Consider the following 25,234-nt stretch of genomic DNA (forward strand, 5'->3'; position numbering starts at 1 on the left):
TTATTTGTTCCGAAAGCTATATTGACTGGAAATGATATCTGGTCTGTCCAGTTTGTTGTTATTGTGATGTAAATGTTCGCTATTTAAATAAAAAATCCTTTTAACTACTTTAATTGGATATAAATAGCGTTTATAGGCTGCTATTTTGTGTTAAATGCTAAGATTCTGCATTTTAAATGCATTAAAATCCCTTCACTTAATTGAGCCTTGTGATAGGAATGTTATGACCCTTTTAAACAACCAGAATTTATTGCAGTTACGCTTCTTAAATCAAGAGACCATTGCACAAGTAAAACCATCGTTTGATGAGCTTCCTACGAATCCTTATGCTGATGGTGCATTTCGCCTTCGTCGTTATTCGGTGATTAAAATGATTGATGGTCAGCTAACATTGCAAGCAGCTAAAGCATTTGTGCAAAATGATGATATCAACACTTTCCAAGGGAATGTTGAACGTGTCTATGAGAATTTATCAGAGCAGTTACTTGCCACTGAAGGGATGAAGCATATTGTCAGCGAGTTTTGTCAATTGAGTAATATCGCTTCTGACTCTGAAATTGAAATTCACCAATTTAGAATGCTCGCGATAGAGAGCGATACGCCGCCAGCTCCTGAAGGGATCCACCAAGATGGTTTTGATCATGTTTGTGTCTGTGGTGTATCTCATGAAAATATCGAAGGTGGCGAGCTTTTAGTATATGAAAACCGCGATGTTGATCCTTGCTTCAAAATGGCAATTAAAGATGGCATGTTTGCACTCATTAATGATCGCCATGTTTGGCACAACGCGACCCCAATGAATAAAATCGATGCTGATAAAGTCGGTTATTTAGATTGTTTTGTACTAACTGCTTAAGAGACTCAATAAATGAATGTAGCGGCTTTACGTCAACAGTTTCCAGCTTTAAATCAAAGCATTAATAATCAAACGCCGATTTTTTTTGATGGTCCTGGTGGCTCGCAAGTGCCACAAAGTGTGCTCGAAGCAATGAATGCTTATTTAGGGTTTTATAACTCTAATTTAGGTGGTGCGTTTTTTTCAAGTGATAAAACAGTTGCGTTAATGCAACAGGCCCGCCAAGCGGTGGCTGATTTGCTCAATGCGCCAAGTTCAGATCAAATCGTGTTTGGTGCCAACATGACTAGCCTTACGTTTAGCTTTAGTCGTGCGATTTCAAGAGATTGGCAAGCAGGTGATGAAATTATTGTCACCAATGCAGATCACTTTTCGAATGTATCATCGTGGCAATTGGCCGCCGAAGATAAAGGTGTGACAGTCAATACAGCTTTGATAAATGAAGCTGATTGCACTTTAGATTATGCTCATTTCGAAAGCTTATTGAATGAAAAAACTAAGCTAGTTGCAGTGACATATGCCTCAAATACCACTGGTTCGATTAATGATATTAAGCGCATTGTGGAAGCCGCACATCAAGTGGGTGCATTAGTTTACGTCGATGCTGTGCATTTTGCGCCTCATGAATTGATTGATGTTCAAGCCTTAAATTGTGATTTTTTAGCCTGTTCAGCCTATAAGTTTTTTGGTCCACATGTTGGAATTGTTTATGGAAAACGTGAACATTTGGAAGGGTTTACGCCTTATAAAGTTGAACCGGCTAAAGATGTTATTCCTGGGCGCTGGGAAACAGGCACACAAAGTTTTGAAGGGCTTGCTGGTGTCATAGCTGCAATAGATTACATTGCGTCTATCAGTAAATTACCTTCGAGTGAATCGAGACGTGTGCGTTTAGTGGACGCATTGACTATCAGTAAACAGCATGAAATGGCTCTTAGTCAGCATTTTTTAGCGCGTCTGGCTGAATTTCCACAGATCAAACTGTTTGGTATCAATGATGTAACGCGACTGGCTGAGCGTACGCCAACATTTGCGTTAACGTTTGCGGATCATAGCCCTAATGAAGTGTCACGTTTTCTAGGTCAAGATGCAATTTGTGTCTGGGATGGAAATTTTTATGCGCAAGGGCTTTGTCAGCAATTAGGTGTGTTAGAAACCGGTGGAGTCGTACGAATAGGATGCATGCACTACAACACTGTGGCAGAAATTGATCGGTTATTTGATAAGCTTAATGAGTTAATAAACCGCTAAATAATATGGCCAGCATCAGTATCAATACTGGTGTTAGGGTCTTTTGTGTTGGTGCGAACTAGACACGTCGTTTCTATTTAATCTCAGTTTTGGATGAGAGGAGAATAGATTGAATTAAAAGTCACTATTCAGTCTATTTCTCTCAAGCCAGAGATTTTCAAGGGATATTAGGCAGTTCAACACATCAATGACGAGCCTATTGCACGTTGATTTGAGCTGAACTTATGAAGTTTGAGGAGTTGTTTTCTCTTCGCTTTCGGGTAAATATTCCAATAATTTATTATTCAGCATTTTGAAATTTATTGGTTTTAGCATGTAACCTGTGACACCTGCTTCAATGGCACTTAGGATATTGACTTGCTCCGAGTGCGAAGTCAGCATGAATACATCGGTATTCATCAATGACTCAGTGGTACGGATCACTTTTAATAAATCTAACCCCGATTTACCCTCCATTTCCCAATCCGTTATAACAATATTAAACGGGTTACTTTCTTCAGCTGCAGCGAGTAACAGTTTCAAGGCTTTATCGCCGTCAGGGGTGGTATCTATTTTACTGAAGCCAATTTCAGAAAGTAACTTCGAAGCGACAGCTAACATAGAAGGGGCATCATCAACTAATAAGACTCGGGGCATTGCTTGAGCGGATTTCTTTTTTGAGAACTTATCAGCTTGGTGTCTGAGTTTGTTGAGCACTGAAACATAACTGATCAAATCTTTTTCGGTTTCTGCGCGTTCATCATCATTGTTACTCTTTTCTAGTTTCGCGCGATGACTCTTTATTTGCGCACTTAATAAAGCCGAGGTGAGTGTGCATTCTTTTTTTGTAAGCATAAGTTTTGTCTCAATTATCTGATGCAGATTATTTACAGCGGTATCCCTTGTATTAGAATTAAGCACAGATTGGCAAATGCGCAAACTGTTCTAGAATGGCCAATGATCAAAAGCGAGTAGATAATTTAACCCTGTAAGGGAAGGAAAAGGATTTAGCCTAGCAATAAATGTGGGCAATGCTTGTAAGTATGTACCCTTTTTATCAAGGGTAGTGCGTGTTGTAACATCATTTTACACTTATCTATTTCCGCTCCTGCTGTGGTTGAGTGATGATGTATGAAACTCTCTATTTGGAAGTGGAATGCTCTTTTTTTCATTACAACGGCAAACGTTTATATCTTCATCTCCAGCAAAGTGCAGCCAGTGCGAGAGCTCATTAAGTATGGAATGTGTGAATCAATTACATTACTTAAGCTTTGGCATTGTGCCTGTATTTCCTTATCGGTTACGTCGAAGCAAAGCCTGCTTAACGTGTTTAAACGATTCGCAGCAGCGTTCAATTGAGCTTTTTTCTTGGTGGCAAGTTGTTGTTAAGTTTATTGGTCTGGTTATTATTTTGATTGCAATGATGTTTGGTTTCGCATTTTTGCAAGCAGATAAAAAGCAACAAATGGCGATATTAGCATCACCACAAGTGCATGATTTTTATCTGGTTGACTATAGTTTGTTTCGCCAAGAGTCATATTATCAAAAGCAGTTTTTAGTCGCGAAAGTGACCGCTGTTGATGATGAGGCTGTTTCTCTTCAGCTCGCTAACTACCGCTATCAACGACACAATCAGGTAATCAAAGCGATTAAGCTCGATAATTTGATCAAGCCAAACTATTTCAGTAAAGAACATGAGCAAGTCACGCACAGCAAACTTAAGCAGCTATTTTCAGAGGGCGCGATTTATCAAGTGCTGCGAGCGCAAGGCTTAACATTATTTGGTGGGATTGTTGAAATGCCCAGTCAACCAGAGCCCCTCTATAAAGGATTTGAGCAAAATAGAGCAAATCAAGACGGTATTTCCTTTTATCAAGATGGGCAATTTAAAGAAGCCTTAGCCAAGTTTTTAGAGGCTGCTGAGCAAGGCGATATGCATGCTCAAGTTAATTTGGCTGAGATGTATCGTGATGGTCAAGGAGTTGAGGTTGATTTAATACAAGCTGTATTCTGGTATCAACAAGCAGCAGCGCAAGGGTATGAAAAAGCACAGGTTCAAGTCAGAAAATTATGCCTTGAACCTGCATTATGTAAACCGCAAGACTGATTATTGTTGTTCGGGTGGCTGGCCATAAATTTGTTCTGCCCGATTAAATAACACCCACGATGTTAGGATATATTTGTCGTTTGATTTTGGCACACAGCCTCGGTGTGTGTGAGTAAAATAGGCGGGGGCGATGACCATGTCGCCTTTTATTGGGTGAATTTTACGTTCTTGGTAATAAAATTCGGTTTCTCCACCTTCTTCAACATCGTTTAAATAAAACATAAAAAGCAAAATGCGATGCAGGGCTTCATTGTGGCCAACTTGCGGATAGACTTCACTGTGCCAGTACGGGTAGCCGCCTTCATCAACTTGGTATTTTTGCGCTTGAATATTACCAAGGCGAAACAGCTGCGGCACCAAAACATGTAGTTGTGGTTTACCCACTTCGGCGAAGTTTTCAACGGTTAAATCAACAGGTTCACCTGTTTTTGGGTGATAGACTTTTAGACCAAATGCGCCGATTAAAATAAAAAAGTGCTCTTCTAAATAGTTGAATAAATGTTTCGCGGTAGTTTGCTGGATGTGCTTGAGTTGCTCGCTGTATTCAGGGTGCATATTTAAGTAGAGGTCGCGGCTATTTTTTTTTGCTAAATCAACTCCGCCACTGGTGGTGCCGGGTTTTAAATGCGGGCTTTGTTCAAATAATTTGATAAAGTGATCACAAAAGTCAGGACTTAGTGCGCCATCATAAATTCGGATAAAGTCCGTCATGCTCGTTCCTTATAAGGATTCTTATGTTTATTGAAAAAATAGCCCCTCGTTTTTCTGAAACCGATGTTTTAGGGCACATCAACAATACCGTATTGCCGGTGTGGTTTGAAGCGGCACGTGTGCCTATTTTTAAGTTTTTCACCCCAAACCTTGACCCGCATCAATGGCGTTTAATTGTAGCTAAAATTGAGGTCACGTTTAAAGGGGAGCTTTTTTATGGTCAAGAAGTCGAAATTAAGACCATGATTGAGAAAATTGGCAGCAGTTCATTTGTTATTCTGCAGCAAGCTTGGCAGCATGGGCAATGTTGTGCAGAAGGCAAAACGGTGATGGTACGTTATGATTTTTCACAAAAAAGCGCACAAGCTTTAAATGAGCAAGAGCGCAGCGCACTGGCGGATCATTTAATCTAACAAGAGACTATGGCGTCAATAGCTAATTTTAAACTTTTGGCGCTTCCCACATCACCCCGTCTCTGAGCATCGAATTTAAGATCACAATCATCTTCCTGACACACGCAATAAGCGCTACTTTTTTTGGTTTCCCAGCAGCAACTAATCGCTGATAAGTTGATTTAAAAACAGGGTTTGATTGGATGGCTGACATCATCGCCATGTATAAAACGGTGCGCACTTGATGTCGCCCACCTTGAATTTTCCGAAGCCCTTTATAGCGGCCACTTTCACGATTCATAGGTGCAACGCCAACCAATGCACCGGCTTCTTTATTCGACATATAGCCAAGCTCAGGTAAGTTGCTGATGATGGAAGCAGCGGCAATTTTACCAATGCCTTTCATGCTTTGCAGAATCGTGTTTTTGGCTGAATATTCAGGGCATGATTCAATGAGTTTTAGAATTTTATTTTCAATTTTTTCAATCTGATTTTTAAAGGCTGTTAAAATAGGTTTGATGGTTGAAATCAGCTCTTTTGGTAAAATTTGCAGGCGGTTTTTTTCCATCGTTTGCATGACCAACAGCTGATTTCTTCTGGCAACCAAATCACTCATAATCTGCATGATGTCAGGCTTTAGGGTGGAGAGTGTGGGTTTAATTGCTTCGCCATAATGTGCAATCAACTGTGCATCTAGCTTGTCGGTTTTAGCGCGTTGACCAATGGCACCAGCAAAGCGTTTTATGTGTATTGGGTTGGCAATGACAAAGGGTAAATTGGCCTTTGCACATGCAATAATAAAGGGCATTTCAAGGCGGCCAGTGGCTTCAATAATGATACGTTTTGGAGAGTGAATTTTGATTTTTTTAATTGCCTCAGCAATCCCTTTTTCATCGTTCTTAACGGTGAAATAGATATCAAGAGGGCGAATATAAATATCGAGTTGAAATTTGCCGGTATCGACACCGACATTAATGTTTTGATTAGTATTTGTTTTCATAATAAGCTAACTCTTGCTTGCATAATGCGGGTTCGAGACCCAGTAGACTATTCGAGTGTGATGCTTGGAGTCTTTTGTGGCGTTCATTCTTGTTATCGGTCTCTCAACAGAGGATCCATCGCTTAATCGAACTACCACAAAAGAGAGCTTTAGTTGCAGCTAAAGCCTGGGTCTCACATTACCCGAACTTGGTTTAAAAGAATAATTAGATGGGTTTATTATCCATACAAGCTGATTTATGTATGTTAAAAGGCGGCTAGTAGCCGCCTTTGTGATCAAAATTGCACTTGTTTAACCTTGTAACCGCGTAATTTAAGTAAATCTAATACGCTGTTTTTACCCGCCAAATGAGCGGCACCGACTAAAATCAATTCTTTTTCTTGGTTGCCAAATAGGGCTTCTAGTTTTGGTATCCAGTCTTTATTACGCTTGGTAAACATCACATCGTATGTTTGAGGATCGGTTTGCTGCATTTCGGTGATCATCAAATACTCGATGTCACTTAAATCTCCTGAACGCCACGCGTTAAGCATTTTCAGAAAGCTTGCTTTAAAGTCTTTCATTTGCGCTAAGTTACTTGTAATAAACGCATCGGTGTTGTCTTCACCAAAAGCGGAAAACAGTGAAAGCTGGAAATCGAGTGTTTCGAGATACAGCGTTTTTTTGCTATCTTGTTTCGCCAAACGGGCAAAGTAGGCATCCACGCCTTCACCTTGCAGTTGCGATTTTTGTAACTCAAAAGTGAGTAACATCATCGCCACTAAGCCCGGTTTAAATTGCTCAAACATCGTAATGTCGACACCTAAACTTGTAAAGTACTGACTTAACTGTTGATACACAGCGGGTGATAGATTGCTTTTTAGATTTTGCCCTGCAGGGTAAGTGAGTGTTTGCATCATTGTTAATTGCGCTGCGGTATCGTTTGCATCAGGCAATTGCGCTTCGAGCATCAAGACATCGCTTTTTTGATACGCTTGCTCAAACCCTTTTGGCAGTGGGAATTCGCTGGGCGGTAACACATGCACTGTGCCCCCAATATAAATCGAATCCCCATTTTTACTGACCTGCCAAAGTGATGTGGTGGCCGCATGCGAGAAGGTGCTTAAGCTGATGATACTGACAGCCGTTGCCAGTTTGAAATAAGGAATCCATTTAGCTATTTTTTTCATAACAAGGTTCTTTTAGTTGGCTGGAAAGGCCGGTGAAAGACACTTTTTCACCGTAAATTGATAACCGTATTGTGCTGTGTCACTTTTGCTAATTTCAACAATTTCATAGTCATTGAGCTCGACTACTTTTGTATTGTTTGATAGCTGGCAACGAGAAAACTCATCGGCTTCAAGTTCATAAATAAATTTAGCAATTAGTTTCTTGGCGATGCTTGGGTAGTTTTTGTTCATATCAATATTAATGCTTGAGTTCGACGGGTTATTGGCATTTTTATCAATGATACCAATCGATAAGGTTTGATCTTCATCACTTTGGTTGTTTGCCTTGCTCGCTGCAGGAGGTTGAGTGTGGTGCGCGTCGTTAAAACCTTCTTCAACACCTTTGATAAAACTTTGGGCTTGCTTATTTAAACCGACATCGGAGAGTTCAACTACTTGCACCAATAACACCATAGCGACAATAAAACGCACTAAGGCTGTAAGAAATGGAAATTCACAGCGGCTGATCAAACGTACCCCTTTTAATCCAAAGGGTTTCAGTGCTAATAAAGCCAATAAATAAAATGGCATGATAATCTGAAATAAAAGTAAAAAGATGAATGAAATGCCAATTATCCAGCTCGGTAAAAATAATAAAATGGCGAAGTTGTGGCTGTAGGTAAAATGCGTCGCAGAGACGGTGGTGATTTCGTTGACGATACCGGATGCACTCACAAGCGAAAAATTGGCGATGATGGCGTAAATCAATAAGATCAGTGCTTTGCCTAAAATAGAATCCCAGCATTTGACAAAGCGGGGCCAAAACTCAATACAAAGAGCCAATGCTGCAGGAATACTCACTAAAACTAGGTTTTCGCTTGGTAACATCAAAACTGCAAGGAAATAAAAACGCTGTGCAGTATTGAGAGAAAACCAAATTTGTTGCAACTTTACTTTCAAATGGTTAAGGCGATGACTGATGGGGTTATTTAAAAAAGTAAGTCGTTCCATGAATACTCCAAAACAAAACCTCTGCTAAAGCAGAGGTTTAAGATACCGACCTGTGTGTGATGTTTCACATTGTGCAACATCTTCTGGGGTGCCAGCAATGAGTATTTCACCACCTCCAGCTCCGCCTTCAGGTCCAAGATCGACAATCCAATCAGCTGTTTTAATGACATCAAGGTTGTGCTCGATAATTACAATAGTGTTGCCGTGATCTCGTAAACGTTGCAATACCAGAAGTAATTGCTGGATATCGTGGAAGTGCAACCCTGTGGTGGGTTCATCCAAGATATACAAGGTTTTACCTGTATCTCGTTTTGAAAGCTCGCGGGCTAATTTAACCCGTTGCGCTTCACCACCCGATAAGGTGGTGGCTGCTTGGCCAAGGCGAATATACGACAAACCCACGTCCATTAAAGTCTGTAATTTACGGGCAATAGCCGGGATTTTGTCGAAAAATGCATGAGCATCTTCGACAGTCATTTCGAGCACTTGGTGAATGTTTTTTCCTTTATAAAGCACTTCGAGTGTTTCACGGTTATAACGTTTGCTTTTACACACATCACAAGGCACGTACACATCAGGCAAAAAGTGCATTTCAACTTTAATTAAACCATCACCCTGACATGCTTCGCATCGCCCGCCTTTCACGTTAAAACTAAAGCGACCGACTTTATACCCGCGAGAACGTGCTTCTTGAGTGCCAGCAAACAACTCACGAATTGCTGTAAAAATCCCAGTGTAAGTGGCAGGATTCGAGCGGGGCGTACGGCCGATTGGGCTTTGGTCGATATCGATTACTTTATCAAAATGCTCCAGCCCTTTAACTTCTTTATGAGGCGCGGCTTCGGCGGTTGTTGCGCCGTTGAGGGCAGTGTGAGCAACCTTAAATAAAGTATCGTTGATTAAGGTCGACTTTCCTGAACCCGATACCCCAGTAATGCATGTCATTAGACCAAATGGGATGTGTAAATCGACATTTTTCAGGTTATTACCCGTGGCACCGAATACCTCAAGCCATTTGTCATTGGTTGGGTTGCGCTCTGCGGGCACATCAATCTTACGTGCACCACTTAAATATTGACCTGTGACTGATTTTTCATTGTTCATAATGTCATCGCGCGTGCCTTCGGCAATGACGTAACCGCCGTGAACACCGGCACCTGGGCCGATATCAATAATGTGATCGGCAGCGCGGATCGCGTCTTCATCGTGCTCCACCACAATAACAGTGTTACCGAGATCTCGTAGGTGGGTTAAAGTGCCCAAAAGACGGTCGTTATCACGTTGATGTAAGCCGATTGAGGGTTCATCAAGCACATACATAACTCCAACTAACCCTGCGCCGATTTGGCTGGCTAGACGAATGCGCTGTGCTTCGCCGCCTGATAGTGTGTCGGCACTGCGCTCAAGAGAGAGATAATTTAAGCCAACGTTCACTAAAAAAGATAAGCGTTCGCGGATTTCTTTGAGAATTTTTTCGGCTATTTGACCTTTTTGCCCTGTTAACAACAAGCTGGCAAAAAACTCGGTGGCTTCGCCGATACTCATGCGAGTGACCTCTGGGAGGTTTGTTTGGCCAATAAACACATGTCGTGCTTCTTCGCGTAAACGCGAGCCATTACAGCTAGGACAATCTTGACTGGTTTGGTATTTGGCAAGATCTTCGCGTACTGAGCTTGATTCGGTTTCTTTGTAGCGACGGTTCATATTGTTAAGCACACCTTCAAAGGTGTGATTGCGCACCACAACATCGCCACGATCATTGCGGTATTGAAATTCAATCGCAGTGGTACCTGAACCTTCAAGTACGACACGTTGCGCATCAGCTGTGAGCTGGTTAAAAGGTGTTTCAATATCAAATTTATAATGTGTAGCAACCGCTTGCAGCATCTGGAAGTAGTACAGGCTGCGTTTGTCCCAACCGCGAATAGCACCGCCTGCTAAACTTAATTCGGCATTTTGCACAACTCGATTAGGGTCGAAATATTGGCGAACGCCTAAACCATCACAACTTTGACACGCACCTGCCGGATTATTAAATGAAAATAGACGAGGCTCTAAATCGACCATGGCATAACCACAGGTTGGACAGGCAAAATTAGCTGAGAAAATAATTTCTTCGCGAGTCGGGTCATCCATAAAAGCAATTTGTGCCACGCCATTAGAAAGCCCCAATGCAGCTTCAAACGATTCCGCAAGGCGCTGCTGTAATCCATCTTTGACTTTGACGCGGTCGACGACCACCTCTATGGTATGTTTTTTATGAAGCTCCAGTTCTGGAGGATCGGATAAATCACATACTTGACCATCGATCCGAGCGCGAATGTAACCTTGTGCAGCCAGTGATTCAAGGGTTTTAACATGCTCACCTTTACGTTCTTTAACAACAGGGGCGAGCAACATTACTTTAGTGTCGGCTTCAAGTGCTAATACTTGGTCAACCATTTGACTGATGGTTTGCGCTGCCAATGGCAGATCGTGATGTGGGCAGCGCGGTTCACCTACTCGGGCAAATAATAATCGTAGATAATCGTAAATTTCAGTAATGGTGCCCACGGTTGAGCGTGGGTTATGAGAGGTTGACTTCTGCTCAATGGAAATAGCCGGTGACAAACCTTCGATGTGATCGACATCGGGCTTTTCCATCAAAGATAAAAATTGTCGTGCATACGATGACAAGGATTCTACGTAACGGCGCTGCCCTTCGGCATATAAAGTATCAAACGCTAAAGATGATTTTCCTGAGCCAGATAAGCCTGTGATCACAATAAGCTTATCTCTAGGAATGGTGAGGTTGATGTCTTTAAGGTTGTGGGTGCGAGCCCCTCTTACTTCGATATTATCCATGAGTTCTCTAAATCTTGATTGTACGGTGGCTGATTTACGTTCGATCAGGTTTAACTGCCAGTATCGCATACTTTGAAAAAAAGTTGAGTACTGTTTATGGTCTGATGTTTTGGTCAACTTGTGGCAGCTGTTTGATTTTTCTTCGTGCGCCAGCGCTAAAGGAGTGTGAAAATAAGTGATGAGGGATTTTTAGCGTCGAACAGTGAATCCGGTTTAGACGGGTTTGAAATATCTGTGTTAATATAGCCGCCCTAATTTTTGTATAAATTGACCATACGACTAGGTGTTATGTCTTCATCATCGCTCAATCATTTAGAGAAACGCACAGCGGTTTCTTTGGCCAGTGTTTTTGCATTTCGCATGCTGGGCTTGTTTATGCTCATGCCTGTTTTGGCTATTTATGGCCAAGAGTTAGAAGGTTTTTCTCCGTTATGGGTCGGCTTAGCCATTGGTGCTTATGGTTTGACACAAGCGCTGCTGCAAATACCGATGGGCTGGTTGTCTGATAAGTTTGGTCGTAAGCGCGTCATTGTGGCGGGTTTACTGATGTTCGCTCTAGGTTCACTGATTGCCGCGATGGCAGATTCAATTTATATGATGACTTTAGGTCGAGCACTTCAAGGCATGGGCGCGATAGCTAGTGCAGTGCTGGCCTTGGCCGCTGATTTAAGCCGTGATGAACAGCGCCCAAAAGTGATGGCTGTGATAGGGATGTGTATTGGGCTTAGTTTTGCGTTTGCGATGTTACTTGGGCCGATGATCGCTGCTAGCTTTGGTATTAGTGGTATTTTTTGGTTAACAACAGCTTTGGCATTGTGTGGAATAGTGATAGTCCTGACGATTGTACCAACCGCGGTTAACCGAGCGCCAAAAGGCGATACTTTAGCTGTGTTCGGTGATATTAAAAAGCTGATGAAAAATCCGCAACTAGCGCGTTTAGATTTGGGTGTGATGTTATTGCATTTGACCTTAACAGCCGTGTTTGTGGTCTTGCCAAGTAAGTTGATGTCAGGTGGGTTTGCAGCTGAGCAGCATTGGCAGCTTTATATTCCAGTATTGGTGTTGGCATTTGTATTAATGGTGCCAATTATGATTATTTCAATAAAAAAAGAAAAAGAAAAACAGGCATTTATAGCCTCGATTGCGTTACTTGTTGCGAGCTTAATGACGCTGACTTTAGCTGCTAATTCAGTATGGGGTATTGGTATTTCCATGCTCGGTTACTTTATCGCCTTTAATTTCCTAGAGGCCACCATGCCCGCTTTAGTGTCCAGAATGGCTCCTGCCAATCAGAAAGGCTCAGCAATGGGGGTCTTCTCATCAGGACAGTTTTTTGGTGCTTTTTTAGGTGGGATATTAGGAGGTTATATTGCCTCGGTTGAATCAGGGCAAGCAGTGTTTGCCGCAGCCGCATTGATTGGGGTAATATGGTTAGCTATCGCTTGGGGAATGCAGATCCCGTCACGAAGTAAATTAATTAGTTTACTTACTGAAATTGATACTGAGCAGCAAGCAGAAGTGCTGGCGGCTCGCTTCGTTGATCTTGAAGGTGTAATTGAGGCAACGGTGGTGTGGGAAGAAAGCCGCACCTATTTAAAAGTGAATGATAAAACGTTTAACCTGGAACAAGCTCGTCAGGTTGCTGGACTGAATTAAGTTTAAAGGAGAGGTGTCATGGCACGCGGTGTAAATAAAGTTATCTTGGTGGGTAATTTAGGCCAAGATCCAGAAGTAAGATATATGCCAAATGGTAATGCAGTTGCCAATGTAAGTTTAGCAACAGCTGAAAGCTATAAAGATAAAAATACAGGCCAAATGGTAGATAAAACTGAATGGCATCGTGTGGTATTTTTTGGCAAATTAGCTGAAATCGTGGGTGAGTATGTACGTAAAGGTTCACAAATTTACGTAGAAGGTAAACTACAAACACGTAAGTGGACAGATAAAGACGGGCAAGAAAAATACACCACAGAAATCGTTGTTGATGGTTTCACTGGTCAAATGCAAATGCTTGGTGGTCGTAATGACGGCGCACAATCTGGTGGCTACCAGCAAAAACCGCAGCAAGGTGGTTTTAATCCTCAGCAAGGTCAGCAGCAGGGTGGATTTGCACCACAACAGCAAGCACCTCAACAAAGTGGCTATGCACAGCAATCAGCACCGCAACAAGGTGGTTATTCGCAGCAGTCAGCACCGCAGCAGGGGGGATTTGCACCACAGCAGCAAGCGCCACAGCAAGGCGGATTTAATCCACAGCAAGGTCAGCAGCAAGGTGGATTTGCACCAAAACCACAAAATGCCCCACAAGGCGGTGCGTCAAACCCAATGGAACCCCCCATTGACTTTGATGACGACATTCCGTTTTAATTAAATCTATTAATGCTGAGAGTTTCTTAACTCGTTAAGGTATTGATAAATGATTTTAAAGCCCCATTTTATTGGGGCTTTTTGATATTTAGAGGTTTTTATTTGATGTTTCAATCATTACAGTTGCTGTTTCAACGTATTGATAATAGTAAGCTATTTCAGTCATTTGTGATCTTCGTTATTGTTGTTTCGGCCATTAGCGTGGGTGCACATACTTATGCGCTCCCGGTATGGCTAGAAAACTTATTACTGGTCCTTGATCGCGCTATCACCCTATTCTTTTTAGTCGAAATCATTATTCGATATATGGCATCTAAGGGTTTTAAGGCGTTCTTTTCTAAAGGCTGGAATATTTTTGATGTGGTGATTGTTGTTGGTAGCTTAGTGCCTTTGGCTGGTTCTTCGGTGTTTATCGCACGCTTGTTACGTATTTTTAGGGTCTTGCGTTTAGTCTCTATGGTGCCAGAGCTTCGCATGCTGGTTAATGCGCTTCTGAAAGCCATTCCGCGAATGGGGCATATTGCGCTATTAATGTTTGTCATTTTTTATATTTATGCAGCAGTCGGTAGCATGATGTTTAGTGATATAAATGAAGAGTTATGGCGCGATGTCTCGATTGCAATGCTGACACTGTTTAGGATCGCTACATTTGAAGATTGGACGGATGTCATGTACGAAACAATGGCTGTTCACCCTTTAAGCTGGCTATATTATTTGACCTTCATTTTTTTAACGGCCTTTATTTTCTTAAATATGATGGTTGGGGTCATTTTAGAAGTGATGAATAATGAGCATCAGGCATTTGTCTCTGAACAAACCCCTGACGGCGATAAACCCGCTACTCGCTCTCAACTTGATGAACTGCAAAAACAAATTGCTCAATTGAGTCAACAACTGCAGCAACAACAGTTAAAATAAGCGCAATAAGCTATGCAGTTTCTTTGCTGCATAGCTTGTATTCCTTGTGATTTGAACAACACTTAATGCAGTTCTGCTTATTCTGCGTAAGGTTGTTAATGAAACTCATCCCTCGTCGTTATCAATCTATTCTTTGTTGTGCGCTTGTCGCTGTTATGTGCTTTTTTACCTTGGTTGGGAATTATTTTATGTATGGTTATTTTCTAAACCAAGACCAATCTGCGGTTGCTATTCTTCTTGAGCAAAGTCCTGTGTTACCTGTCTCTGATGTTAAGAAAGAAATTCTCGCTAATAATTTTGTTTTGTTTAGTAATAATACGGGTTTGGAGTCGACGCAAATTGGCGATGTCTATTATGCCAATGGGCTTGGTTTTTTAGTGCCTCCGGTTTGGTTAAGTAAGAGTTATTATTTTATTTTGGCGAATACGTTATGTATTGGTCTGTTTGTTATGTTGATGATGTACATCAAAAAACAACAAAGAAAGCTTAAAAAGTCAGTGCAACTCATTAAAAATTCGGCAAAGCCGATTAAGTTTGAGCGTTTATTTACTTCAAATACGGTTGCTAATTTACCAAAGCCCGCTTTTGAGCCTTTATTGAATACTACGTTACTGGGTTTAGGTGAGGTAAATTATAAAGCGTTTTTAATTGTGGATTATCGCCAAGCGAGTGCTTTGACTGCATCGCAAGTAAAGGCCATGAGTTTGCAAATAAAACAAGCAATTAAAACACAGTTTGAAGGGATTGGTTTAGTGTCGATTAAGTGTTTACCTTCGGGGCGAATGACCATCACATTAGCACAAATCAGCTCTGAGCTATTGATTAATATAGAAAAGAAATTACATGGATTAATTGCTCATATTGCTGGAGAGTACAATAAAAAGTTACTAGGAGGCGATGTAAAACTGGGTTTATGTAATTACCGCACTGAAGCTCATGAAACAATTGATCAAGCGTTGGTTTACCAATTAGCTGAAGCTGCACTTGCGGTCAGTCGCACTAATTCATGGCAGCATTATTATCGTTTGACTTATAACCATACCTATAACCATTTGTTGACGTTTACAGCTAAGCAGGTCATGGAGATTATCGATAAAAAACAATATTTATTTTTGTTTCAGCCAGTATTTTCCATCGCGGATGGAGAGATTTTACAGCATGAAGCCTTATTAAGGTTACGACATAAAGAATTGGGTTTGTTGTGTGCTAAGCAGTTTTTAGCAAATGTGGTGTCATTGGCTGATCAGCGTATGTTAGATTTAAAAGTTCTGACAAACGTGCTCAAAATTATTGAAAATGAGCCAGGTTACAACCGAGTGAGCATTAATATAAATCATGCTACTTTGCTTGATGTTGCTCATTTAAGCCAGTTGTTAAGTATGTTGAATGCTCAGCGGGTTGAGCACCGTGTTGCATTTGAGATTAGCTTACAGGATTTATCGGGGCAATCTATCGAGCTGTTAAAAACCATTCAACTGTTAGCGCAAGCTAAAGTCGCCATCGTACTTGATAACATTGAGTGCGAATTTAAATATAAAACTCAATTAACACAGCTTAATGTGATCGGATTTAAGTTGGATTTAAGTCTAGTGCATCACATTGAGCATCATGTATTAAAGCAACATAGCGTCAGAAAAATTATTGCTTTGGCTTTGCAGCAGAACATTCCTGTTTATGCCACTGGAGTAGAGTCTAAGGCTGAACTAGATGTATTAACTAAGTTAGGGGTTACTGGCGCGCAAGGACATTATTTTTCTGAACCATTACAACAACTCGCGTTGTTCAGCCAAGTTTAAATTCGTTTACAGTATCTAAGCCCTGCTAATCCTTGTAACCCGCCAGTATGAATAGCGCATAGTTCACTGCCAGATTTGAAATAACCCTGTTCAATTAATTGAAATAATCCATAAAAGAGTTTGCCGCTATAAATCGGTTCTAATGGCAAGCAATAATCTCGTCGCATTTGCTGGCAGAACTGCCAAAGTTTGGGGGAGAAACGTCCATATCCACCATCGTGAAATTCAGTAAATAAGCGCCAATTTGATTGCTCGTTTGCTTTAGGGCTAAGTGTTTTTATTGTTTCAATTAAATAATCAGCTTGATTTAATACCGCCAAACCTAAAACGTGTTGATCTTGCTGTGCGCCTTCAATTAATCCTGCCAAAGTTCCTGCACTGCCCACTGGGGTAATGAGGTGACTGAACTGTGGTAGTGACCTTGCAAGCTCTGCGACTCCGTCGATTGCAAATAAGTTACTGCCACCTTCAGGAATGATAAACGCAGATTCAAACTGCTTATTTAGCTGTGATAGATACTCGGGCGAGTTTCGTAATCGATAGGTTTGTCGATCAACAGCATGACATTTCATACCACATGCTCGTAAAAAGCGAATTGTCGGATTGCCAGAATCGAGTTCGGGGCCGCGAATAATCGCGGTGGTTTCAAAGCCAAAAATTCGCCCTGCAGCAGCTAATGCATGTAAATGATTTGAGAAAGGACCACCAAAGCTGAGTAAATGGGTATATTGTTGATTGTGCGCTTCAATCAAATTATATTTAAGTTTTCGCCATTTATTGCCGCTAATAATGGGGTGCAATAAGTCATCCCTTTTCACGCTGAGAGTTACATTATGGTGTTTTAAAAGAGGATGCCTAAGAGTTTGTAATGGGGACTCTGGAAGACTAATATTCATTAATTGCACTTACTCTAAATGACTTAGTGCACTTAACACGGTAATAAACTTGCTAAGTGTGCTAAATACCTGATAATTTAAGATATCAGCATATGTTATAATAATTATATGATAAAAACTCTGCTAAACCGCTTACCATTTTTGAATATCAATAATCACCCCTCCGCGATGGTTGGTTTAGTTGTTCAGCATCTGCAAATCACAGCTGTGTGTTTAGTGCCTGCTCAGCAGCAGTGGGTCGTTGAGCAAAAAGTGACTCAAGAATTTCAAAATGAAACCGATTTACTGTCCGCTATAGCTGATTGCTTACAACAGTTTGATAAATATCAAGGGCAATCGGCTGTAGTATTGCCGAGTAACATGTATCAATTGGTACAGATGGATAAACCTCAACTGTCAGAGTTGGAAATTCAGCAATCTTTACAATGGACGGTAAAGGATTTGGTAACAATCAATCCAGCTGACATCATTGCTGACTATATCGATAATCCCATCAAACAAGGCCCGCTGGATAAAATAAGTGTTTTTGTCAGTAACCGAAGCTTAATTTCGCCTTTGATCGATGTCGTGAATCAATCTGATGCCCCATTGTCATTACTTACTTGCGATGAAATGATTATTGCTTCGTTAGTTGGTAAGCAAAGTGCTGCAAATTTGATTGTCAGCCAAGAGGTTGCTCAAGAGCCTAGTTTATTAATTGTTCGTGATGGATGTGTCTTGTTTTCTCGTCGTCTTCGTGGGTTTAGTCGCTTAAGTGATATGAGTCTCGAAGAGTTAGCTCATGGTATGTTGGATTCACTTAGTTTAGAAGTGCAACGCTCAATTGATTTTTTTGAAAGCCAATTAAAACAACCCCCTTTAAAGTCTATCTTGATTCGTATCCCCAGTACCTGTTTAGCTGAGATTGTGGCGCAATTCGGTCAGTATTTTCCGGTAAAAGTACAGGCGTTTAAGTCAGAGTTACCAATTTGCCAAGGTCATGAAGAGCAGTATCATTTTGCAATTGCTGCGGCCGCAGAGTTAATAGAGGGTGGCAATGAAGAATCGGATTAATTTATATACACCTGAACTTAGGCCGCAAAAAGACCCGCTTTCACTTGTAAAGTTATTGGTAATAAGTGGGGTTGTTTTTAGTGTGATGCTTGTGGTGAGCTCAATAATAACGACTCAAGTTGCGCAATTAAAAAAAGCATTAATAACGGAGCAATATGTAGCCGAACAGCAACAATCGTCATTAAATCAATTGCAAGCTGAGCTTGAGCAAAAGCAAAATAAAAGTAAATTGGCTCAAGAACTTAAGCTCATAGAAAATGAAATAACCCATAAAAAGTTGATGTTTGATTTTATCTCGTCTCGAAGCGAGGCTGATGCCGTTTATTTTGCCAATGTAATGACTGATTTGGCGCGTTTTCATGATAATCGAATCTGGTTAACTGAATTTAAGATAAACCCTGACAATGTTACCTTGGCTGGAATGGCAGAAAATGCCAGTGTACTGCCACATTGGCTTGATAATTTGAAGCAATCTGACTTTTTCTCAGGGCAGTCATTTTCTGTTATGGAATTTGAACAAAAAAATAACACGGTAATGTTTACACTTGCCGGTCTTGAAAAAGAGGCTCAGCCATGAAAGAGCAATGGTTAGCATGGTCAGAGAAATTTGCACAATTGCAGTTAAGAGAAAAATATCTTTTTTTAGGTGTTGCGCTGTTTCTAATTTGTTATTTAATCGGATTTTTTCTGGTTAATCCAATGTATAAAGAGTATGTGCAAACTTCAAAAAATTTGCAGGTAACTCAGCAGAGCATTAAAAGTAATCATCAGCAAATAGAAATGTTTAAGAATGCTTTGCAACAAGATTATACTGGGCAGTTGCGAGCTGAAATTGAAGAAGCCAAACAGCAACTAGACAGAGTGGATCAGCAACTACAGGTTTTTAGCCAAGGGTTTATTCCGCCTTATAAAATGGCGAGGGTATTAAAAAAAGTTTTAGTAAATAACAGCAAAGTATCGTTAGTATCTTTTAAGTTAGAGCCTGTAAATAGCATTACTGTTGGTGAAGGTGAGCAGTCAGTGAATGTGTTTTTTGAGCACTCGATGGTATTAACGTTACAAGGTGATTTTTTCGCCCTTTTGAACTATGTTGAGCAAATTCAAAGTATTGAAGAAAAGTTGTTCATCAAGGATTTTGAGTACAACGTGGTTGAGTATCCTAATGCACAACTCACATTAATTATTGCAACGGTCAGTGCTGATGAAAAATTTATTTCAATTTAGCGTAACGATAGTGTTGTTGGTGGCGACTCCTTTGTTTGCGCAGAGCTTAGTTGATCCGACAAAACCGCGTTTTTTATCTCAAGGCTCAGCTAAAAACATCGCTCAAAGTAAAGCAAAATGGCGTCTTGAGTCTTTGATCCACCATAACGGGCATTATAAAGCGATTATTTCGGGGGCTATTTATCAGCAAGGAGAGCTGCTTGGCGACTATGTGGTTGCTAAAATAAGTCAGCGTGCTGTTTATTTAACTCGTGGTAACGAACAACTAAAATTAGAATTATATCCTCATGAAATTAAACGTTAATCAATCATTAAAGCTTACGAGTGCGGCGTTGTTTTTGTCACTTCTTTCTGGGTGTCAATTGACTGAAACTGAGCAAGATATCCGCCCACATATCAGTGAGGAATTAACCGCTGATCCACAACAGCCTGCGCCAGAAACGCGCTCAAACGCAATGCCAGATGGTTTAACGGCAGAGCTGCTTTCATCGGTCAATTCCAACTTATTTGCACCGAATGAATTGCAACTTAAACGTTTTGAAATAGCGTCGAATGAGATTGATGTACGAAATTTCTTCACCAGCCTTGTTGATGGCACGCCGTATAGTGTTGCTTTGCACCCTGAGGTCGAAGGAAACATTAGCTTAAACCTCAAAGACGTAACAATTGATGAAGTCATTAAAATTATTACTCGAATGTACCCGCTTGATGTCTTTCGTGAAGGAAAAATTATCCAGGTGCTACCTGCCCGAATGCGTACGGAATCAATCCCTGTTAATTATTTGATGATGAAGCGAACCGGTATCTCAACGGTTAGCGTAGTTGCAGGTGGTGTCAGTCAATTTGATCAAGGTGGTAGTGGCGGATCGTCGAACTCAGGTTCACAAGGTTTTAATCAAAATAACAGCAACAGCAATAACAATAACAACGGCAATAGTATTGGCGGCGGCAATAATAATATGCAAATCAATGGGGCCAGTATTCAAACGTCTTCAGAGTCTGATTTCTGGAGTGATTTGGAAAAGGCTTTAGAGTCACTCGTTGGCAAAGCTAAAGGACGCTATATTATCGTCAGTCCTCAGGCCAGCTTAGTGACTGTGCATGCATTACCGAGTGAAATTGCAGCGATGAAAGAGTTTTTGCGTCAAAGTGAAGAAAGCTTACAAAGACAAGTGATTTTAGAAGCTAAAATTATAGAAGTGACGCTCAAAGATGACTATCAACAAGGGGTTAATTGGACTGAAGTGCTCGGTCATGTTGGCAGTACTGATTTTAATTTTAGTACTTCGGCTGCAGGCCAAATTGGTAATACCATTTCAGCCGGTTTAGGTGGTGTCACCAATGTTGTTTTTAAGAATGCAGATTTTTCAGGTGTTGTGAACTTACTCTCAACTCAAGGTGATGTGCAAATGTTGTCTAATCCCCGTGTCACAGCAACAAATAATCAAAAGGCGGTGATCAAAGTTGGGCAAGATGAATATTTCGTTACCGAAGTATCAAGCACGACAGTAACTGGTAACGCGACCACTACGACACCTGAGATATCACTGACTCCGTTTTTTTCGGGGATTGCGCTAGATGTCACCCCACAAATTGACAAGTATGGTTCAGTTATTTTACATGTTCACCCGTCGGTGACTGAAACGGCTGAACAACGCAAAGTAATTACGCTCAATAATGAAGAGTTTGTCCTCCCGCTTGCACAAAGTAACATTCGAGAATCAGATACTGTTATTCGCGCCGGTAGTGGTGAAATAGTCGTGATAGGTGGTTTGATGCAAACGGTGACCAGTGATGAAGAATCCAAAACTCCCTTGCTTGGAGACATTCCAATGTTGGGCAACTTATTTAAAAATGTGCGAAAACGCCAAGATAAAAAAGAGCTCGTAATTTTAATTAAGCCGACAGTCGTAATGGCTGATACGTGGCAGCAGCAACAGCAGCGCTCAATGAAACTGCTTAAAAGCTGGTATACAAATTAAATGTATTTATCGTTTTTTTCATTAAATGAAATGCCTTTTTCTTTGACGCCAAATACGCAGTTTTTTTGCGCGTTAAAACCGCATAATGAAGCGATGCAAGTTCTGCTGACAGCATTGAAAATGGGCGAAGGATTTATAAAAGTAACAGGAGAAGTTGGGACAGGTAAAACATTATTGTGTCGAAAATTACTCAATAGTTTATCTGAGGATACCGTTGTTGCGTATTTGCCCAATCCTTATCTAAATCCTGACGAATTACGCTGGGCATTTGCAACAGAGCTTGGCTTGACGAGTGATTCAGATCTTGATCAGCAGGCTCTTTCACAAAAAATTGAGCATAAATTACTGCAACTGCAAGGTGCAGGGCAAAGCGTTATCTTGATTATTGATGAAGCGCAGTGCTTAAGTTGGGACGCGTTAGAGGCGCTCCGACTATTTACTAATTTAGAGACAGAGCAAAAAAAGCTGCTGCAAGTTGTGCTCTTTGGGCAGCCAGAATTAGATCAACGCCTGTCTAATGAACGAGTGCGTCAGCTTCGTCAACGGATTAGTTTTTCATATCAACTGCGCCCAATGACCAAAGCAGAAGTGGTGTATTACATTGAACATCGCTTAAAAGTAGCCGGTGCAGCGCAATCACTCTTTAATAAACGTTGTGCACTTGAAATTGCCAAAGCAAGCAGAGGTATTCCAAGGTTAGTCAATTTGTTATGTCACAAGGTGTTGTTACAAGCTTTTGGCCAAGGTGAAGATAAATTAACAGTCAGGCATGTTAGTCATGCCATTGCCGATACAGAAGATTGCACTCAAGCACCCCATGTTAAGTGGGGAATAATAGCAAGCGGCTGTGTAGTACTTGTAATTGTAGGTCTTTGGTTTTGGAGGCAAGTGCTATGAGTGTGATTAATAAAATGCTCAAAGATATTGAACAACGTGAAGTCACAGCGCAATTGCCAATTGAACCCACGGTTGAAGTGGCAAATATTGTTGATATTCAGCAATGGATTAAAGTGGGTCTTTTCGGGGCGCTTTTACTGGGTAGTGTAGTCTTAGCTTACTTGTTTATTCCGAATAAACTCAGCGTGTCAAATGAAGTTAGTAATACACCGCAAAGTGTGGCGCAACTCACGCCAAGCGTTACAGCTGAATCAATGGTTGAGGTGCAAGCAGAAGTGCCTGCAACCTTGACTTCGTTACCCATCGAAGGCGAAAGAGAGTCACCTGCTGTGGATTTGGTTGAAAGTTCAAGCAAGCAAACAGAACCAGTTTCACCAGAGCCTTCTGTTAGCTCTCAACGTTTTGCAGCCGCTGCTGCGGATGAAAAACAGCAAATGAACAACACTGTGGTGCAAAGTAGTCCGCCTGCTCAGCCTGCATCAGCGCGAATTCAGGTGACGCGTCTTACAACTCGCGAGCGAGCCGAAGAATGGTTTACTCAAGGGAAGGAGTCTTTTAAGTTTGGTTTGGTTGATGATGCAATTCGAGATTTAGATAAATCATTAACTTTGATGCCCATGCATATTGATGCCCGCAGTTTATTGGCGGCAGCTTATTATGGCCGAGGTCAATTAGCGCAAGCAGATGCAATTTTAAGGCATGGGTTATCTCTGAACCCTGATGTGATGCGCTGGCGAATTTTATTGGCTAAAATTTTAGTCGAGCGTCAAAGTTATGAATCAGTCTTATCAATTTTAAGCCCTTCCTATGACGCACATGCAAATATTGATTATTGGATTCTTAAAGGGACTGCTGCACAACAATTGAATGAAAATTCGATTGCATTGTCGAGCTTTAGAAAGTTAACACAGCTTCAGCCTGATCAAGCAAAGTGGTGGCTTGCGCTAGCCAGTTCATCTGATGCAGCAGGAGAGCAAAGTAATGCGCGTCGTTTTTATATGACGGCTCTAGAGCTCGGGGGGTTGTCGCCGAATTCCCGCAGCCATGCCGAAAAACGTCTGGAGTATTTAGGGGGACGATTATGATCAGACCTAGATTAAAAATGCGATTGGGTGACTTGCTTGTTCATGAAGGCATTATCGAAGAACATCAATTATTAGCGGCTTTACAGGCGCAAAGATCCTCTGGTCGTAAACTTGGGTCAACATTGATCGAATTGAATATGTTGAGTGAGGCGCAGCTTTTACGCTTTTTAGCCCAGCAGCTTAATGTGCCTTTTTTAGATATTTCTCAGCAGCGCATAGCCCCTGAAGTCGCAAAAATATTACCTGAAGTATATGCCCGCCGATATCGAGCCTTAGTAATTGAGGATCGAGGTGATTCAATTTTATTAGGTATGTCTGATCCCGCTGACTTAAGTGGCCTTGATCAAATCGCACCGATTGTCGAACCAAAGCAAATTGAATTAGCGGTTGTACAAGAAAGCCAAATGATGGATGCATTTGATAGCTTGTACCGCCGTACGCAAGATATCGAGAACTTTGCTTCGCAGCTTGAAGAAGAATATCAAGAGGGTGAAGATTTTGATCTCAATGCCCTCGATGATGATGCGTCGGATGTTACGGTTGTTAAATTACTGCAGTCAATTTTTGAAGATGCTGTACAAATGCGTGCCTCAGATATTCATATTGAGCCAGATGAAGGCTTGTTGCGGATCCGTCAGCGGATCGATGGCATTTTGCATGAGAATACGTTAGACCAAGTTGCCATTGCGGCCGCTTTAGTATTAAGACTCAAGCTCATGTCAGGTCTGGACATTTCTGAAAAACGTATGCCGCAAGATGGTCGCTTTAATATCAAGGTTAAAAATCACAGTATTGATGTGCGTGTTTCGACTATGCCTGTTCAAAACGGCGAATCGGTAGTAATGCGACTATTGGATCAATCGGCTGGATTGTTGACGCTTGATCAGACTGGTATGCCGGAAAAAATGTTACGCAGAATGCGTGAAACGCTAAAACGCCCTCATGGTATGATTTTGGTCACCGGTCCAACTGGTTCGGGTAAAACAACCACTTTGTATGGTGCATTAAGCGAGCTAAATCAACCCAGTACAAAAATTATTACCGTAGAAGACCCTGTCGAGTATCGTTTAAAGCGTATTAACCAAGTCCAAGTTAACCCTAAAATAGGTCTGCACTTTGCCAACGTGCTGCGTACCACGCTTCGACAAGATCCCGATGTGATTATGGTGGGGGAGATGCGTGATCAGGAGACTGTAGAGATAGGATTGCGAGGCGCGTTAACAGGTCACTTAGTACTTTCAACCTTGCATACCAATGATGCAATTACCAGTGCAATGCGTTTAATCGATATGGGCGCACCATCCTATTTGGTGGCGAGTTCATTACGCTCGATTATTGCTCAGCGCTTAGTGCGGCGCATATGTGAAAATTGTCGCACAGAGTATGTACCTGATGCACAAGAGCTAGCGTGGGTGAAATATTTAAAACGAGGTGCGACAGAGCCTTTAACGTTTAGTGTTGGAAAAGGCTGCTCAAGCTGTAATTATACCGGTTACAAAGGGCGAGTAGGTGTGTTCGAGTTACTCGAAATGAACGAACCTATGATGGATGCATTAAGGGCGTCTGACACACAAGCGTTTGCCCAAGCAGCTAAAGATAACCCTGATTTTGAACCGTTGTCGTTGATGACTCTCGATTATGCTGAGCAAGGCATTACTACGCTTGATGAGGTCTTTAGGGTCTCTGAAGGTCTTCCTGAATTGATAGGTCAGTAATC

General features: G+C 41.4%; 23 protein-coding genes. 16 read left to right on the top strand and 7 right to left on the bottom strand.

The genetic code is table 11. From position 1 onward, the window contains the following. Positions 1-223: 223 nt before the first annotated feature. Positions 224-856 (top strand): 2OG-Fe dioxygenase family protein, encoded by a 633-nt coding sequence (locus PULV_RS15490; protein WP_086744038.1) that lies wholly within the window; start codon positions 224-226, stop codon positions 854-856. A 12-nt stretch (positions 857-868) separates the two neighbouring features. Continuing rightward, on the top strand, positions 869-2,107 hold the full coding sequence (locus PULV_RS15495) for a cysteine desulfurase-like protein (RefSeq protein ID WP_193332196.1): 1,239 nt from the start codon (positions 869-871) through the stop codon (positions 2,105-2,107). Between the two features lie 222 nt (positions 2,108-2,329). On the opposite strand, the gene PULV_RS15500 is transcribed toward PULV_RS15495, so the two are convergent. Further along, positions 2,330-2,941 carry a response regulator gene (locus PULV_RS15500; RefSeq protein ID WP_193332197.1) on the bottom strand — a complete coding sequence of 204 codons (612 nt, stop codon included), beginning with the start codon at positions 2,939-2,941 and terminating at the stop codon, positions 2,330-2,332. 391 nt (positions 2,942-3,332) lie between these two features. On the opposite strand from PULV_RS15500, the gene PULV_RS15505 reads away from it, so the two are divergent. Next, on the top strand, positions 3,333-4,193 hold the full coding sequence (locus tag PULV_RS15505) for a tetratricopeptide repeat protein (protein WP_193332198.1): 861 nt from the start codon (positions 3,333-3,335) through the stop codon (positions 4,191-4,193). On the opposite strand, the gene PULV_RS15510 is transcribed toward PULV_RS15505, so the two are convergent. Next, positions 4,194-4,904: a 2OG-Fe(II) oxygenase gene (locus PULV_RS15510; RefSeq protein WP_193332199.1), complete on the bottom strand. Its 711-nt coding sequence runs from the start codon at positions 4,902-4,904 to the stop codon at positions 4,194-4,196. A 23-nt stretch (positions 4,905-4,927) separates the two neighbouring features. Here PULV_RS15510 and PULV_RS15515 point away from each other — a divergent pair, with 23 nt between their 5' ends. Continuing rightward, entirely contained in the window at positions 4,928-5,317 is a 390-nt protein-coding gene (locus PULV_RS15515; protein WP_086744042.1) for an acyl-CoA thioesterase, read from the top strand. A 28-nt stretch (positions 5,318-5,345) separates the two neighbouring features. Here PULV_RS15515 and PULV_RS15520 read toward each other — a convergent pair whose 3' ends face one another. The 4 genes from PULV_RS15520 to uvrA all read right to left on the bottom strand — a co-directional run bounded on the left by PULV_RS15520 (position 5,346) and on the right by uvrA (position 11,299). Beyond that, positions 5,346-6,296 carry an IS110-like element ISPtu2 family transposase gene (locus tag PULV_RS15520; RefSeq protein WP_193331278.1) on the bottom strand — a complete coding sequence of 317 codons (951 nt, stop codon included), beginning with the start codon at positions 6,294-6,296 and terminating at the stop codon, positions 5,346-5,348. A 275-nt stretch (positions 6,297-6,571) separates the two neighbouring features. Then, the gene (locus PULV_RS15525) at positions 6,572-7,465 is read right to left on the bottom strand and encodes a TraB/GumN family protein (RefSeq protein ID WP_086744043.1); all 894 of its coding nucleotides are present in this window, start codon (positions 7,463-7,465) and stop codon (positions 6,572-6,574) included. Positions 7,466-7,477: 12 nt separating this feature from the next. Beyond that, a complete protein-coding gene (locus tag PULV_RS15530) occupies positions 7,478-8,455 on the bottom strand; it encodes a hypothetical protein (protein WP_193332200.1) in 978 nt (325 codons plus the stop codon). Positions 8,456-8,479: 24 nt separating this feature from the next. After that, positions 8,480-11,299 carry an excinuclease ABC subunit UvrA gene (gene uvrA, locus PULV_RS15535; protein WP_086744045.1) on the bottom strand — a complete coding sequence of 940 codons (2,820 nt, stop codon included), beginning with the start codon at positions 11,297-11,299 and terminating at the stop codon, positions 8,480-8,482. A 288-nt stretch (positions 11,300-11,587) separates the two neighbouring features. On the opposite strand from uvrA, the gene PULV_RS15540 reads away from it, so the two are divergent. The 4 genes from PULV_RS15540 (at position 11,588) to PULV_RS15555 (ending at position 16,380) form a co-directional block, all read left to right on the top strand. Then, entirely contained in the window at positions 11,588-12,955 is a 1,368-nt protein-coding gene (locus PULV_RS15540; protein WP_086744046.1) for an MFS transporter, read from the top strand. Positions 12,956-12,973: 18 nt separating this feature from the next. Beyond that, positions 12,974-13,666: a single-stranded DNA-binding protein gene (gene ssb / locus PULV_RS15545; protein WP_193332201.1), complete on the top strand. Its 693-nt coding sequence runs from the start codon at positions 12,974-12,976 to the stop codon at positions 13,664-13,666. A gap of 105 nt (positions 13,667-13,771) precedes the next feature. Beyond that, on the top strand, positions 13,772-14,584 hold the full coding sequence (locus PULV_RS15550) for an ion transporter (protein WP_086744048.1): 813 nt from the start codon (positions 13,772-13,774) through the stop codon (positions 14,582-14,584). Positions 14,585-14,682: 98 nt separating this feature from the next. Beyond that, a complete protein-coding gene (locus PULV_RS15555) occupies positions 14,683-16,380 on the top strand; it encodes an EAL domain-containing protein (protein WP_176365178.1) in 1,698 nt (565 codons plus the stop codon). On the opposite strand, the gene PULV_RS15560 is transcribed toward PULV_RS15555, so the two are convergent. Next, positions 16,377-17,276 (bottom strand): 1-aminocyclopropane-1-carboxylate deaminase/D-cysteine desulfhydrase, encoded by a 900-nt coding sequence (locus PULV_RS15560; RefSeq protein ID WP_193332202.1) that lies wholly within the window; start codon positions 17,274-17,276, stop codon positions 16,377-16,379. The two genes, PULV_RS15555 and PULV_RS15560, sit on opposite strands and share 4 nt — an antisense overlap. 108 nt (positions 17,277-17,384) lie before the next feature. Between PULV_RS15560 and PULV_RS15565 the strand changes: the two genes are divergently transcribed. From PULV_RS15565 to PULV_RS15600, 8 genes are read left to right on the top strand one after another with little or no spacing between them, the layout of a single operon-like run. Continuing rightward, entirely contained in the window at positions 17,385-18,329 is a 945-nt protein-coding gene (locus tag PULV_RS15565; protein WP_193332203.1) for a hypothetical protein, read from the top strand. Beyond that, positions 18,313-18,906 (top strand): PilN domain-containing protein, encoded by a 594-nt coding sequence (locus PULV_RS15570; RefSeq protein WP_086744052.1) that lies wholly within the window; start codon positions 18,313-18,315, stop codon positions 18,904-18,906. The genes PULV_RS15565 and PULV_RS15570 overlap by 17 nt, the downstream gene beginning before the upstream one ends. Next, a complete protein-coding gene (locus PULV_RS15575) occupies positions 18,903-19,553 on the top strand; it encodes a hypothetical protein (protein WP_086744053.1) in 651 nt (216 codons plus the stop codon). Before PULV_RS15570 ends, PULV_RS15575 begins: the two co-directional genes overlap by 4 nt. Continuing rightward, the gene (locus PULV_RS15580) at positions 19,531-19,857 is read left to right on the top strand and encodes a hypothetical protein (protein WP_086744054.1); all 327 of its coding nucleotides are present in this window, start codon (positions 19,531-19,533) and stop codon (positions 19,855-19,857) included. Before PULV_RS15575 ends, PULV_RS15580 begins: the two co-directional genes overlap by 23 nt. Beyond that, positions 19,841-21,535, top strand: a complete 1,695-nt coding sequence (gene mshL, locus PULV_RS15585) for a pilus (MSHA type) biogenesis protein MshL (RefSeq protein WP_086744055.1) — start codon at positions 19,841-19,843, stop codon at positions 21,533-21,535. Before PULV_RS15580 ends, mshL begins: the two co-directional genes overlap by 17 nt. Further along, entirely contained in the window at positions 21,536-22,432 is an 897-nt protein-coding gene (locus tag PULV_RS15590) for an ExeA family protein (RefSeq protein WP_086744056.1), read from the top strand. Further along, the gene (locus PULV_RS15595; RefSeq protein ID WP_193332204.1) at positions 22,429-23,517 is read left to right on the top strand and encodes a tetratricopeptide repeat protein; all 1,089 of its coding nucleotides are present in this window, start codon (positions 22,429-22,431) and stop codon (positions 23,515-23,517) included. The genes PULV_RS15590 and PULV_RS15595 overlap by 4 nt, the downstream gene beginning before the upstream one ends. Then, a complete protein-coding gene (locus tag PULV_RS15600) occupies positions 23,514-25,232 on the top strand; it encodes a GspE/PulE family protein (protein WP_176365179.1) in 1,719 nt (572 codons plus the stop codon). The genes PULV_RS15595 and PULV_RS15600 overlap by 4 nt, the downstream gene beginning before the upstream one ends. Positions 25,233-25,234 lie beyond the last annotated feature (2 nt).

The sequence above is a fragment of the Pseudoalteromonas ulvae UL12 genome (assembly GCF_014925405.1).
Classification (GTDB): Bacteria; Pseudomonadota; Gammaproteobacteria; order Enterobacterales; family Alteromonadaceae; genus Pseudoalteromonas; species Pseudoalteromonas ulvae.